This is a genomic window from Streptomyces sp. NPDC093225 (genome assembly GCF_044753805.1).
Lineage (GTDB): Bacteria > Actinomycetota > Actinomycetes > Streptomycetales > Streptomycetaceae > Streptomyces.
This window is the reverse complement of the sequence record NZ_JBIVNX010000005.1, coordinates 169,759-182,469: the sequence shown is the minus strand read 5'-3', so window position 1 is coordinate 182,469 and position 12,711 is coordinate 169,759. Positions and strand designations below refer to the sequence as shown.

Below are 12,711 nucleotides of genomic sequence, written 5' to 3'. Positions count from 1 at the left end.
TGTGGCGGGGCCGGCCGGAGGGCGTCAGAGGGCGAGGAGGGCCACTTCGAGGGGCAGGACGGGGCGTTCGGGCAGCGGTGCGGGCTCCGCGGCGCGGCCGGTGTGCGTGGGCGGGACGACGCGCAGCGCGCCGATGCCGTCGGCGGCCCAGGGCGCGTCCGTCCGCGGGAGGGACAGCGTCATCCGACGGCCGTCGGCCAGGGTGGTCTCGAGTGTGCCCGGGTCGTTCGCCTGCATGTCGGCCCTCTTCCGTGGACGTCGCATACGAGCTGAGGAGCCAGCCCCCGTACGGAAGGACGACCGGTCACGGGCAAAGGTTCCCCGCGCGGCTCAGGTCGACTTCACGGCGGGGCGCTTCGCGGCGGTGGTCCGTGCGGTGCCGGTCCGCCGGGGCTTGGCGGGCGTGCGCTTGCGCGGCTTGGGGGCCTCGTCGGCGGCGGCCGCCGCCGGGCGGGGCGCGGTCCGGGGGCGGGTGGTCGGCCACTTCAGCTCGATCTCCAGCTCGATCTCGCCGTTGCCGACCTCGACCTCCACCTCGCTGCGCAGGTCGTCGGGGATCCGCAGGCTCAGCGTCACGTCGCCGAGTTCCAGCTCGGCGTCCCCGCCCTCGCGCAGCGCGTCGGCGAGCGCGGCGAGCTGGTCGGCGGCCTCGACGCGCGACAGCGAGCGCTTCTGCTCGAACTTGAGGTCCTTCATGGGCTGACTCCGATTCGGCGCGGACGGGCACGAACAGCGGACAGCGCTCATTGTGCGGCCGGACACCGGAGGGGACATCCGCACGCTCCCGTGCGGCCCGCCCGTCGCCGTCCCGGCCGCCCACCACCGTCCGGCCCGGCGCGTCCTCGTGCCGACCTTCGCGCAGGTGGGCGGGGGCGACGGCCTGGCGGGGCGGCGCCGTGACGCACCCCGTGACGCGCACCGGGGCGGGCTGGGCCATCGGATGGACCCGCCGGGCACGGTGGCCGCGCCCGCGCCCCCGCACCCCGTGCGCCCGCGGCCGTCAGCCGCGCCAGTCGAACCGGTGCGCGTCACCCGGTCGGGCCTCGTACGCGGCGCGGCCGCCCGGGTCGTCGACCTCCGTCATCAGCAGCGTGCCCGCGGCCCGTTCGGCCGCGGGCCAGCCCGCCACGTCGAGGACGAGGCCGTCCAGCGGCCCGCCCACCAGCTCCACCCATTCCCGTCCGGGCCCGCACGCGGGGTCCCGCGTGATCCGCCCGTCCATCCGCTCGTCCATGGGGGCCACCCTGCCAGCCACCACCGACAACGCCCCGGCGCGGATTCGGAGTCCGAATTCCTACTCGGGGGTAGGCCGCGCGGGGGCGCTTGTTATACGGTCCGTCCAACAAGCTTGTTATACGGCCTGTCTAACAAGCGAGTGGCCGGTTCGGACCGCCGTTCGACGCCCAAGGAGCCGCACCATGACACGCACCAGCGCGGGCACCGCCCCGCACGCGACAGTCCCGCCCCCCGCCGACCCGACCCCGCGGTCGGCCCCCGGGTCGTCGGCCGCCCCGGACGACGCGGCCCGCCGGCTGCTGGACTCCGCGGCGCTCCTGTCGTACGACCCGGCCACCGAGGTGGACTGGGAGACCCCCCTCGACAAGGACTTCCACGGCGCGAGCCCGGAGTGGAGCACCCTCTACGGCACCGGCTACTGGCACGAACTGACCGAGGACCAGCGCAAGGAGCTGACGCGGCAGGAGGCCGCGTCGGTGGCCAGCACGGGGATCTGGTTCGAGATGATCCTCCAGCAGCTGGTGCTGCGCGACCTCTACGCGAAGGACCCCACGCAGGCACGCTTCCAGTGGGCGCTGACCGAGATCGCCGACGAGTGCCGGCACTCGATCATGTTCGCCCGGGGCGCGCGGAAGCTGGGCGCGCCGGCCTACCGTCCGGGCCGCCTCGCGCTCGAACTCGGCCGCGCCTTCAAGACGCTGGCCTTCGGCGAGGCGGCCTACGCCGCGATCCTGGTCGCCGAGGAGGTCCTCGACGTCATGCAGCGCGACTGGATGCGCGACGAGCGCGTGGCGCCGTTCATCCGGACGATCAACAACATCCACGTGGTCGAGGAGTCCCGGCACATGAAGTTCGCGCGCGACGAGACTCGCCGCCGGCTCGCGGGCGCGGGCCGGGTGCGGCGGCAGATCAACGCGTTCGTGGTGGCGTCCGCCTCGTACGTCATCGTCACCAGCATGGTGAACCGGCGGGTGTACGCCGCCGCCGGCCTCGACGAGCGGCGCGCCGTGGCCGAGGCGCGCGCCAACGAGCACCACAAGGCCATGCTGCGGGCCAGTTGCGCCGGGCTGATGGAGTTCCTCGCCTCCGCCGGCCTGTTGACCCGGCCCGCGTTGGCCTTCTACCAGCGCGCCCACCTGATCTGACGAGCGGGACCGTCCATGACCTTCGCGATCACCCAGACCTGCTGCAACGACGCGTCCTGCGTGGCCGTCTGCCCGGTCAACTGCATCCGTCCGACCCCGCAGGAGCGGGAGTTCGGCAGCACGGAGATGCTGCACATCGACCCGCGGTCGTGCATCTCCTGCGGCGCCTGCGCCGATGCCTGCCCGGCGGACGCGATCTTCCCGGTGGACGCCCTGACGGGCCCGCTGCGGGAGTACGCCGCCGTCAACGCGGCCTACTTCGAGGAGCCGACCCGCGCGCCGGCGCCGCGGGCGACCGGGCCGAACTTCCACGCCTGGGACGCGCCCGCGTTCCGGCGGGTCCTCCCCGCGGACTTCGCGCCGCTGCGGGTGGCGGTCGTGGGCACCGGCCCCGCCGGCATGTACGCGGTCGAGGACCTGCTGCTGCACACCGGCGCCCGGGTGACGCTGGTGGACCGGCTGCCGGTCGCCGGCGGCCTGGTGCGGTACGGGGTCGCCCCCGACCACCAGGGGACCAAGAAGGTCGCCGACGCCTTCGCGCGCTTCCACGCGCACCCGCGCGTACGGCTGTTCCTGGGGCTGGAGGTCGGCCGGGACGTCTCGGCCGAGGAGCTCGCGGCGCACCACGACGCCGTCGTGTACGCCGTCGGGGCCGGGGACGACCGGCGGCTCGGCATCCCGGGCGAGGAACTGCCGGGCTGCCTCTCCTCCCGGGTCGTCACCGCCTGGTACAACGCCCACCCCGAGGTGCCGGCCGACGCCGTCGACCCCGCGGACACCGAGCGCGTCGTCGTGGTGGGCAACGGCAACGTGGCCCTGGACATCGCCCGGCTGCTGCTCACCGACCCGGCCGCACTGGCCGCCACGGACATGGCCGACCACGCCCTGGCCGCACTGCGGGCCTCCCGGGTGCGGGAGGTGGTCGTCCTCGGACGGCGCGGGCCCGCGGAGGCGGCGTACACCCGGTCGGAGCTCCTCGCCCTGCGCCACCTGCCGGGCGTGGAGCTGGTCGTGGACGGCCACGACCCGCGCACCGGCGCCGCGGTCGACGCCGCGGGACCCGGCGACAAGGCGGCGCTCCTGCACGGCCTGCCGCGCGCCGCGGTCGACTGGGCGCGCCCACCCGCTCCGGGGCGGCGGATCGTCCTGAGGTTCCACAGCGCCCCGGTCGAGGTGCTGGGCGCGGGCCGGGTGGAGACCGTACGGGTCACGGGCCCTGAGCGGGGCACCCGGGACATCACGGCAGGACTGCTGGTCCGGGCCGTCGGACACCGTGGCGCACCCGTCGCCGGTCTGCCCTTCGACGAGGCTTCCGGGACCGTCCCGCACGTGGGCGGCCGGGTCGTCGGCCGGTCCGGGACGTACGTCGTGGGCTGGATCAAACGCGGCCCCACGGGCGGCATCGGAGCCAACCGGACCTGCGCCGCGGAGACCGTCGCCACCCTCCTGGCCGACGCGGTGGCCGGTGCGCTGCCCGCCCCCGCACGGCCGGCGGAGGGGTTCCGGCGGCTGGCCCGGCGGCGGGTGCGGCGGTTGGTCGACGCCCGCGGACTCGCGGCGATCGACCGGGCCGAGCGGGTCCGCGGCCGCCGAGTGGGGCGGCCCCGCGCGAAGTTCGCCACAGTCGGCGAACTCGTGGCGGCGGCGCGCCGGGCACCGTGGAGGATGTGAGCATGGCTGACCACGACTTGACGGGCTTCGAGAAGACGACCTTCACGCACGACGGCGTGCGGCGCCGCGTGCTGCGCCGCGGTACCGGTCCCGCGGTGATCGTGATGGCGGAGATACCGGGCATCACCCCCAAGGTGCTCGAGTTCGCCGCCCGCGTGGCGGACGTGGGGTGCACGGCGGTGCTGCCGGTGCTGTTCGGCACGCCGGGCCGCGATCCGCACCCCGACGCGCACGGCCGGGTCGCGGCCGCCCGCTACCTGGCCAGGACCGTCACGCAGGTGTGCGTGAGCCGCGAGTTCACGCTCATGGCGACGGGCCGCAGTTCGCGCGTGGTGACGTGGCTGCGGGCGCTGGCCGCGCACGAGCACGAGCGGTGCGGCGGCCCGGGCGTCGGGGCCGTGGGCATGTGCCTGACCGGGGGGTTCGCCCTGGCGATGGCCACGGACGAGCGGCTGTTGGCACCGGTGCTGTCCCAGCCGTCGCTGCCGCTGGCCGGCCTGCCCGGCCGGGCCGGCACCATCGACATCGGCCCGGCGGAGCTGGCGGTGGTCCGCGGGCGCTGCGAGCGCGAGGGGCTCCAGGTCCTGGGACTGCGGTTCGAGGGGGACCGGTTGGTGCCCGGGGAGCGGTTCGCGTTCCTGCGCCGCGAGCTCGGGGACGCGTTCGTCGCCGTCGAACTCGACGACGCCACCGCGAACCCGGACGCCGTGCTCGCGCCGCACTCCGTGCTGACGGAGCACCTGATCGACGCGCCGGGTCAGCCCACCCGCGAGGCGCTGGACCAGGTGCTCGACCTGTTCCGCACCCGGCTGCTCGGGGCGCCGACGGCCTGACCCGGTTCCGCCGGGGCGGGGCCCGGGTGACGCCCGCGCGTCACTGGGCCAGGTACCCGCCGTCGACCGGGAGGACCGCGCCGGTGACGAAGGACGCCTCGGGCGAGGCGAGGAAGAGGATCGCGGCGGCGACCTCCTCCGGCAGCCCGAGGCGCCCCAGCGGGTGCAGGCGGACGATGGCGTCGAGGTACTCGGGCCCTCCGGGCTCCTCCGGGAGCCGTGCGACCCGTTCGGTGCGGATCGTGCCCGGGGCGACGGCGTTGACGCGGATGCCGTGCCCGGCCCACTCCACGGCCAGGTGTTTGGTCAGGCCGCTGGCGACGAACTTGGCCGGGCCGTAGACGGCCTGGCCCTTCTGGCCCGCCTCACCGGAGATGGACGACACGCACACGATCGCGCCGCCGTCGCCCTGCGCCAGCATGGCCTCGATCGCGTACTTGCACGTCAGGAACATTCCGCGGCCGTCGACCGCCATCACGCGGTCGAAGTCCTCGGCGCCGGCCTCGCGGATGTCCATGAGCGGGATGACGCCGGCGTTGGCGACGGCCACGTCGAGTCGGCCGTGCGCGGCGACCGCCGCCTCGACCATGCGGCGCACGTCCTCGGGCCGGGACACGTCCCCCACGACGCGGGTGACCGGCGGGCCGGGCAGGTCGGCGGCGAGCCGGTCCAGCCCGTCGGCGTCGATGTCGCAGGCGACGACGTGGGCGCCTTCCTGGTGGAAACGCGTCGCGGTGGCCTTGCCGATCCCCGAGGCGGCGCCGGTCACCAGGCAGACCCGGCCGTCGAGGCGGGGCGAGTGAGGTGGCATGTCACCCATCGTGCCGGTGCGGACGCGTTCCGTGCCACCGCAACGCCGCGGCTCGGGGCCGGCGACGCATGGACGGCCCGCCGGCGGGCAGCCGCGCGGGGTACGGACCGCCGAGGGGACAGGAGCGAACCATGTCCATGGCCACGGGTTCCGCCGGGCGCCACCGGCCGCGGGCCGCGCTGTTCGACCTGGACGGCACGCTCGTCGACACCAACTACGTGCACACGGTGACGTGGTGGCAGGCGCTGCACCAGCACGGCCACGACGTCCCGATGGCCCGGATCCACCGGGCCGTGGGCATGGGCGGCGACCGGATCCTGGACCATCTGCTGGGCCCCGAGCACGACCACCGCCGGGACGACGCGCTGCGCGACGCCCACCACGCCCTGTACGCCACGTGGTTCGACGCGCTGCCCGTCCTGGACGGTGCGGCCGACCTGCTGCGGGCGCTCGCCGCCCGGGGGCTGCGCGTCGTCCTGGCCAGCTCCGCCTCGGCGGACGAGGTGGCCGCGATCCGCGCGGCGCTGGACGCCGACGACGTGGTGGCCGCCGCCACCTCCGCGGCGGACGTGGACGCCACGAAACCGGCGCCCGACCTCGTCGTGCGCGCACTGGAGCTGGCCGGCACGGAGCCGGCCGGGGCGGTGTTCGTCGGCGACACCGTCTGGGACGTCCGGGCGGCCGCCCGGGCGGACGTCACCTGCGTCGGGCTGCTGACCGGCGGGGTCTCGCGGGCCGAGCTCGCCGCGGCCGGGCCGGTCACGGTGTACGAGGGGCCCGGGGCGCTGCTGCGCGGACTCGACGCCAGCCCGCTCGCCGGGCGGGAACCGGCGGCGGACCCGGCGGCGACCAGCTGAGGCGACCAGCTGAGGGGACGGCTACCAAGGTCACTCCCCGGCGTCAAGACACGACATCCAGGGGCATGACGGAGTGCGCGCGGCAGGGCGTACTGGAGGTGCACCACCCGCCCGGCCCGCCCCTTCCGTCAGAGGAGAAGCACCGTGACCCGTCCCTTTCGCCCCCACCGTCTCGTTCTCTTCGCCGCCTCGACCGCGATAGCCGCGGGCGGCGTCCTGGTCCCCGCGACGGCCTTCGCCGCCACCCCCTCGACGGCGCACGTGGTCGTGGCGGACGGTGCCGTCGACGGCGCCGGCAGCAGCTCCACGCTGGAGCACAGGGTGGAGCCCGGCGCCCCCGGCACCATCCAGATCGACCCCGGCAAGGGCGACGGTCCCCTCAAGAAGCACCGTCCGCACAAGGGCGACGGCTCGAAGAAGCACCACAAGGAGCCGGAGTGGGTGTGCATCACCGCCCCGTGCGGGCCGCCCGAGGACACCTCGGTGAGCGGCAACGCGTGAGGCGCAGCGACCGTGAGGCACACGGCGACCGCGGCCCCGTCCCTCCCGGACGGGGCCGCGGTCCCCGCCGTGCGCCGGCCGGTCACCCGGTCGCGTGCGGGCGGGCGTACGGCCGTCGGTGCAGCGTGGGTGCGGCCGCGTGGAGCGGCGGGGTCGGCAGGCCCGCGCCGGCCCGCAGCCCGCTCAGGAACGCGGCCAGCGCCTCCGTCGCCGTGTGCCGGGGCCGCCAGCCGAGTTCCTCGCGCGCCCGCGCGGTGTCGAGCAGCGGCAGCCGCAGGACCGCGTCGAACAGGCCGGGGTCGGCCGGCACCAGGCGCAGCCGCCAGGCCGCGGCCAGCGCCGCCCGCGCCGCGGCCGCCGGCAGCGGCACCGTCCGCGCCTCCAGCAGGTCGGCCAGCACCCGGGCGTCCACGACCGGGTCGGCCGCCAGGTTGAACGGTCCCCGCACCGGCCGCAGCACGGCGGCGGCGTACGCGGCCGCCGCGTCGTCGGTGTGCAGCGCCTGGAAGCGCAGGCCCGGCAGGTCGGGCACCAACGGAAGCAGGTCGGGGCGGATCAGCCGCTGCGGCAGCAGCCCGCCGGCGAAGATCCGCCACTGTTCGGAGGCGGCGGTCTCCTTGAAGAGGAAGCCGGGCCGCATCCTGACCACCCGCAGCTCCGGATGCGCCAGCTGGTACCCGTCGAGGTAGCGCTCCACGTACGCCTTCTCGCGCGTGTACGCCGCCCCCGGCCAGCCGTGGGTCGGCCAGGACTCGTCCACGGGGCGGCCGTCCGGCGGACCGGGCGCGTACGCCCCGACCGAGGACGCGTACACCAGCGCCCGTACGCCGGCCGCCGCGGCCGCCTCGCACACGCGGACGGTCCCCAGGACGTTGGTGCGCCAGGTCTCCACCGGGTCGCGGGCGGGCTGGAACCTCCAGGCGAGGTGGACCACGGCGTCGGCCCCGTCGAAGAGCGGCTCCAGGGAGGTGCCGCCCGGGTCGACGTCGGCCTCGGCCCACCGGACGCCCGGGGGGTGCCAGTCGGGGATCCGGCGGGCCAGCCCCAGGACCTCGGTGACCTGCGGTTCTCCGGCCAGGTGCCGGACGACGCTCGTCCCGGCGTTTCCGGTGGCTCCGACGACGACGGCCTTCATGGCTCAGGCCGCCCTGCTCCGGTCCGCGCCTTCGGACTCGTCGTCGTCGCCCTTGCCGCGGCCGGACAGCAGGTCGCGGACCCGGTCGACGAGTCCGATGCCGCGGCCGACCAGCTTGTTCGCGGGCGGGGTGGAGGGGATGCCGGGGTGCGGGCGGGTGGGGGCCGTCTTCTTGGCCGTCCGGACCTTGTCGCCGAGGTCGTGGAGCATCCCGGCCGGGCAGGCCCGGCGCAGCGCGGGGAAGAGGTTCTCCTCCTCGTCGGCGATGTGGTCCAGCACCTCGGTCTCGATCCGCCGCATCGTGGTGGTGAAGGCGGCGCCGGAAGGGTCGAGGTCCTCGAGTTCCTTGAGGAGTCCCTCCGCCTCGGCATGGTCCTCGATCTCCTTGTCGGCGATCGAGTCACCGCCGTCGAGGTGCTCGCGCACCGCCGGGTAGAGGTACATCTCCTCGGCGATCGAGTGGCGCACCAGCTCGATCGTCATCTTGTCGGCGAGGGTGCGCCGCTCGTCGGCGGCGGTGGTGCGGTCGATCCGCTGGAAGAAGTCCTTGACCTCGCCGTGGTCGGCGGTCAGCTCTGCGATGACGTCTCCGCCGTGGCCCATGATCCGTGCTCCTCGTGTTCGTGCCTGCGCCGTCCCGGGGGCAGGGGCCCGCACCGGGCGGCCGTACGGGTGCGCGGCTGCCCGGTACGGCGCCGGACATGCGCGCCCGCCCCTACGGATCGACGGTGGATCCCGCTGCAGACCGAAGGCGGTGGTTTCCGGACATTCCGACCGGGAACTGGCCGGATATGAACGTCACAGGCGTCGCCACCGACTTCGAGCTGCTCGACATCTCCGTCATCCCGGAGGGCCTCGACAGGATCCGGATCGCCCTGGGCCCCGGACCGGTACGGACGCCCGTCGAACTGCCCGAGGGGGTGGTGATCACCGTCGCGCTCACGTTCCGACTGGGTACGGACGTCGACGGCCTGACGTTCACCGACACGCGGAGCTGCGAGGGCCGGGTCGCGGCCAGTACGCAGACGCCGCTGGGCGGGTTCCGGGCGGGCGGCCCGTACGAGATCCACCTGCGGCCGGAGCGCCTACCCAAGAGCCGCACGGGCGATGTGACGTACGACGTCACGGGGGTGTTCACGGACGGGTCGGGGCAGGTGCTGGCCAGCGAGTACCACGGCTTCCGCATCGTGCATCAGCCGCCGCCCGCCCGAAGGCACTGACCCCGGGCTCCGCACTCCCCCACAGGGCCAATAGGGGATGAATCTGCTCCAACCATCAGGATTTGATTGAACCGGGGGGCGACCCGGCCTAGGGTCCACAGCGACCCCGGGCCGGGTTCCCGTGCCGGGCCCCGGGTCTCCAGCGTCCCTCGCCCCAGGCCCGGGGCCGGCCGCGCGTGCGGCCGTATCGACCGGAGGCCGCCCATGTCCCGCCGCAAGACGCTCACGGTGGCGACGGCCGTCGTGCTGCTCGCCCTCGCCTTCCCCTGTTCGGCGACCGGCGCGCCGGCGGCCACCTGCCTGGGCAAGCCGGTCACGCTCACCGGCACCGGCACGATCACCGGCACCGCGGGGGACGACGTCATCCTCGCCGGGGCCGGCGAGGACACGATCGACGCGGGCGCCGGCAACGACCTGGTCTGCTCGGGAGCCGGCGACGACACGGTCCGCGGCGGTGACGGGGACGACCAGGTGGACGCCGGGACGGGCGACGACGTCGTGCACGGCGACGCCGGCAACGACAGCCTCGCCGGCGGACTGGGCGACGACCGGGTGGACGGCGGGTCGGGAGACGACCTCGTGCGCGGCGACCTGATCTCCACCCGGACGCCGGTCGAGGGCGGCGGCAACGACGTCGTGCGGGGCGGCGAGGGCAACGACCGGGTCGGCGGCGACAGCATCGCCTTCGGTGCGAGCGCCTCCGGCGGCGGCAACGACGCCGTCTACGGCGACGCCGGCGACGACCACATGGTGGGCGACAGCCGCGGCGGCATCGACGCCTCGGGCGGCGGGAACGACTTCCTCGACGGGGGCGCCGGGGACGACCAGATCACCGGGGACTCCTCCGCCGAGTCCCGGGCCACGGGCAGCGGGAACGACGTCATCGTGGGCGGCGGGGGCGACGACGCGCTCATCGGGGACAGCAACTCGGGCCACGCCGCCCACGGCCGCGACGAGCCCGGTGCGGGCACGGGTGCTGGTGCGGGCACCGGTTCCGGCAAGGGAGCGGGCGCCGGGCCGGCCCCCACCGGGAGCACCGCCCCCGCCGCGCCGCCGGCGCCCGCACCAGCGGCGGCCGATGCGGGCGGCAACGACGTGCTCGACGCCGGCGAGGGCACGGCCGACACGTGCGACGGCAAGGAGGGCACCGACCTGGCCGTCGGCTGCGAGACGGCCACGAACGTGCCATAGGGCCGGACTCCCGTGGGGGGACCGCTCAGTCGGCGAGGGAGTCGAACCAGCGGGCCGTCCGGGGCGCCGACCGGAACGCACTGACGAAGTGGGTGGCGTCGGCCCCCTGGTCGACCACCCGCACCCCGCGGGCCCCGTGTGCGGCCAGGTCGCGGGCGCAGGAGCGGGAGTTCCCGATGGGCACGTCGCGGTCGCCGGTGGCGGCGTACAGGCGGACCGGGACGGTCGGCTTCCAGTCGCAGGCCCGGCTGTTGGAGGTGAGCACGGCCTTCAGGACACCGTGCGGGTGGCGGAGTTTCGCGGCCCAGGCCGGGGTGAGGAGCCGGCCGGCGTCCGCGGGCAGGGCGGCCAGGACCGCTTCCTCCTGGTGGCGGCCGTCGAACAGGTCCTCCACGAAGGACGCGTAGGGGGCCTTGAACACGTCGGACGGGCTCTTGTACAGCGGGTGGAGCCGGTTCTGCGCGGTGAGGAAGTAGGAGAGGTAGAAGACGCCGCTGTGCGGGTCGACGCGGCCGTCGAAGAGCGCGGGCACCTGCTCGCCCGCGATGTCGTACGGGCCGGCGATCGGGGCGAGGGCACGGAGCCTGAACCCGGAACCGGGGCGGGCGAGTTCGCGGCCGAGGGCCATCGCGACCTGGCCGCCCTGCGAGAAGCCGGTGACGTACACGTCGCGGCTGACGGGGCGGCCGAGGCGGGCGGCGGCCGCGCGGGCGGCGCGGAGCATGTCGTGCGAGGCGGTGACGGACGAGCGGGTGTCCATGTAGGGGTGCCGGCCGGGGCCGCCGCCGAGCCCGAGGTAGTCCGGCGCGGCGACGGCCCGCCCGGCGGAGGCGTGCAGGTAAGCGGTGAGCCGGTTGTCGCCGATGCCCCCGGAGGGGGCGCTGTCGCGGTGGGTGACGGTGCCGTGGGTGTCGGACACCAGGTCGAGGCGGCGCGGCCCGCCGACGGGCAGCACCAGCAGCCCGGTCGCCGTGGTGGGGCGCCCGTGCGGGGTGACGGTGGCGTACGTGAGCCGGTAGGCACGGACGCCGTACCGCAGCGGGGCGCCCTCGATCCCGGCCTCGGTCTCGTACGCCACGACCTGCTGCCGGTCGAACGAGCCGACCGGGGTCACTGCGAGCAGCGTGCCGCGCCCGGCGTGGGCGACGGCCGGGTGACGGTCGGGCGACGCGGCGGACGCCGCGGGGGCGACCGCACCCGCGAGCACGGCCGCGAGCGCCACGGCGGCGGCCGCTCGCCGCACCAACCCCGGGGCGCGCAGGCCGCCCTGTCGTCCCGTCACATCCCGTGCGTACGTGCTGGAGTCGTCGGTGTCGATGTCGTTCGTCATGACCCCGACGCTACGGAGGGCCGCCCCGCCCCCGACATCCGGCCGACCGCCCACCCGAGGTGGGGTAAACCCCCGTCCCCGTGGAGGGGTTGGCCCCGGCACCCGCCCCTCCCGCCCCGCGTGCCCCTCGTGCCCCGCCCGATCGGGCGGTCGCCGGACGCCGCGTCCGGAGGGACACGCGGGGCCGCGCCCGCCGGGTACGGGCCCCGCGGCGCCCGCCGTCCTACGGTGGCCGCATGGCCCACGAGCCCACCCCCGGCGCGGCTGCCGAGCCGGCCCCGGAGCACGACCCCCAGCTGGAGTCGGCGCGCCTCAAGGAGCGCCTGTACGCGGCGATCACGATGATCGCGGTGGCCATCGGCCTGGCCGGGGCCGAGCACACCACCGCGCCCGCCGCCGCGGCTTCGGTGGGCGCGACCTCGGTCGGCCTGTGGCTGGCGACACTGGTGGCGGACGCGCAGGCGCACCGCGTCGTGCACGGCAGCACGGGCGGCGTCCGCGAGCTGCGCCGCCTGCTGTTCGTCTCCAGTCCGCTGTTGCTGTCGGCCGTGGGCCCCCTGATCCTCATCGGCGCCGCGGGACTGGGCCTGATGGATCTCGACACCGCTCTGCTCACCTCGGCCGGCGTCAACGTGGCCGGGCTGTTCGCCTGGGGCTGCTCCGGAGCGCTGAGGATGGGCGGCGGCACGGTCGCTGCCCTGGTGGGCGGGGCCGTCGACGCGGCGATCGGCACCCTGGTCGCGCTGGTCAAGGCCGCCGGGCACTGAACGCACGGCGGCGC

General features: G+C 75.7%; 15 protein-coding genes. 8 read left to right on the top strand and 7 right to left on the bottom strand.

Features of this window, described 5'->3' with window-relative positions:
* Positions 1 to 24 precede the first annotated feature (24 nt).
* The 3 genes from ACIQCH_RS07755 to ACIQCH_RS07745 all read right to left on the bottom strand — a co-directional run bounded on the left by ACIQCH_RS07755 (position 25) and on the right by ACIQCH_RS07745 (position 1,234).
* Positions 25 to 237 carry a hypothetical protein gene (locus ACIQCH_RS07755; protein ID WP_402579038.1) on the bottom strand — a complete coding sequence of 71 codons (213 nt, stop codon included), beginning with the start codon at positions 235 to 237 and terminating at the stop codon, positions 25 to 27.
* A gap of 93 nt (positions 238 to 330) precedes the next feature.
* Positions 331 to 696 carry an amphi-Trp domain-containing protein gene (locus ACIQCH_RS07750; RefSeq protein ID WP_402579036.1) on the bottom strand — a complete coding sequence of 122 codons (366 nt, stop codon included), beginning with the start codon at positions 694 to 696 and terminating at the stop codon, positions 331 to 333.
* Positions 697 to 1,000: 304 nt separating this feature from the next.
* Complete coding sequence (locus tag ACIQCH_RS07745) at positions 1,001 to 1,234, bottom strand: hypothetical protein (protein ID WP_402579035.1); 234 nt, start codon at positions 1,232 to 1,234, stop codon at positions 1,001 to 1,003.
* A gap of 184 nt (positions 1,235 to 1,418) precedes the next feature.
* On the opposite strand from ACIQCH_RS07745, the gene ACIQCH_RS07740 reads away from it, so the two are divergent.
* Genes ACIQCH_RS07740 through ACIQCH_RS07730 form a run of 3 tightly spaced genes read left to right on the top strand, consistent with a single transcriptional unit; the run spans position 1,419 to position 4,885 of the window.
* A complete protein-coding gene (locus tag ACIQCH_RS07740) occupies positions 1,419 to 2,381 on the top strand; it encodes a diiron oxygenase (protein WP_402579033.1) in 963 nt (320 codons plus the stop codon).
* A gap of 15 nt (positions 2,382 to 2,396) precedes the next feature.
* Positions 2,397 to 4,052 carry an FAD-dependent oxidoreductase gene (locus tag ACIQCH_RS07735; RefSeq protein WP_402579031.1) on the top strand — a complete coding sequence of 552 codons (1,656 nt, stop codon included), beginning with the start codon at positions 2,397 to 2,399 and terminating at the stop codon, positions 4,050 to 4,052.
* 2 nt (positions 4,053 to 4,054) lie between these two features.
* On the top strand, positions 4,055 to 4,885 hold the full coding sequence (locus tag ACIQCH_RS07730) for a dienelactone hydrolase family protein (RefSeq protein WP_402579029.1): 831 nt from the start codon (positions 4,055 to 4,057) through the stop codon (positions 4,883 to 4,885).
* Positions 4,886 to 4,925: 40 nt separating this feature from the next.
* Here the strand turns inward: ACIQCH_RS07730 and ACIQCH_RS07725 are convergent, their stop codons facing one another.
* Complete coding sequence (locus ACIQCH_RS07725; RefSeq protein ID WP_402579027.1) at positions 4,926 to 5,696, bottom strand: SDR family NAD(P)-dependent oxidoreductase; 771 nt, start codon at positions 5,694 to 5,696, stop codon at positions 4,926 to 4,928.
* 131 nt (positions 5,697 to 5,827) lie between these two features.
* On the opposite strand from ACIQCH_RS07725, the gene ACIQCH_RS07720 reads away from it, so the two are divergent.
* Both ACIQCH_RS07720 and ACIQCH_RS07715 read left to right on the top strand, forming a co-directional pair.
* Positions 5,828 to 6,553, top strand: a complete 726-nt coding sequence (locus ACIQCH_RS07720; RefSeq protein WP_402579025.1) for an HAD family hydrolase — start codon at positions 5,828 to 5,830, stop codon at positions 6,551 to 6,553.
* A gap of 144 nt (positions 6,554 to 6,697) precedes the next feature.
* Positions 6,698 to 7,054 (top strand): hypothetical protein, encoded by a 357-nt coding sequence (locus tag ACIQCH_RS07715; protein WP_402579024.1) that lies wholly within the window; start codon positions 6,698 to 6,700, stop codon positions 7,052 to 7,054.
* An 82-nt stretch (positions 7,055 to 7,136) separates the two neighbouring features.
* On the opposite strand, the gene ACIQCH_RS07710 is transcribed toward ACIQCH_RS07715, so the two are convergent.
* On the bottom strand, positions 7,137 to 8,189 hold the full coding sequence (locus ACIQCH_RS07710) for an NAD-dependent epimerase/dehydratase family protein (RefSeq protein WP_402579022.1): 1,053 nt from the start codon (positions 8,187 to 8,189) through the stop codon (positions 7,137 to 7,139).
* A 3-nt stretch (positions 8,190 to 8,192) separates the two neighbouring features.
* Positions 8,193 to 8,792, bottom strand: coding sequence for a hemerythrin domain-containing protein (locus ACIQCH_RS07705; protein ID WP_402579020.1), 600 nt, complete (start codon positions 8,790 to 8,792; stop codon positions 8,193 to 8,195).
* A gap of 188 nt (positions 8,793 to 8,980) precedes the next feature.
* On the opposite strand from ACIQCH_RS07705, the gene ACIQCH_RS07700 reads away from it, so the two are divergent.
* Together ACIQCH_RS07700 and ACIQCH_RS07695 are read left to right on the top strand one after the other, a co-directional pair.
* Complete coding sequence (locus ACIQCH_RS07700; RefSeq protein WP_402579018.1) at positions 8,981 to 9,409, top strand: hypothetical protein; 429 nt, start codon at positions 8,981 to 8,983, stop codon at positions 9,407 to 9,409.
* Between the two features lie 204 nt (positions 9,410 to 9,613).
* A complete protein-coding gene (locus ACIQCH_RS07695; RefSeq protein ID WP_402579016.1) occupies positions 9,614 to 10,600 on the top strand; it encodes a calcium-binding protein in 987 nt (328 codons plus the stop codon).
* Between the two features lie 25 nt (positions 10,601 to 10,625).
* Here the strand turns inward: ACIQCH_RS07695 and ACIQCH_RS07690 are convergent, their stop codons facing one another.
* Positions 10,626 to 11,930 carry an alpha/beta hydrolase gene (locus ACIQCH_RS07690; RefSeq protein ID WP_402579014.1) on the bottom strand — a complete coding sequence of 435 codons (1,305 nt, stop codon included), beginning with the start codon at positions 11,928 to 11,930 and terminating at the stop codon, positions 10,626 to 10,628.
* A 236-nt stretch (positions 11,931 to 12,166) separates the two neighbouring features.
* Here ACIQCH_RS07690 and ACIQCH_RS07685 point away from each other — a divergent pair, with 236 nt between their 5' ends.
* Positions 12,167 to 12,697 (top strand): hypothetical protein, encoded by a 531-nt coding sequence (locus ACIQCH_RS07685; protein WP_402579012.1) that lies wholly within the window; start codon positions 12,167 to 12,169, stop codon positions 12,695 to 12,697.
* The last annotated feature ends 14 nt before the right edge of the window (positions 12,698 to 12,711 follow it).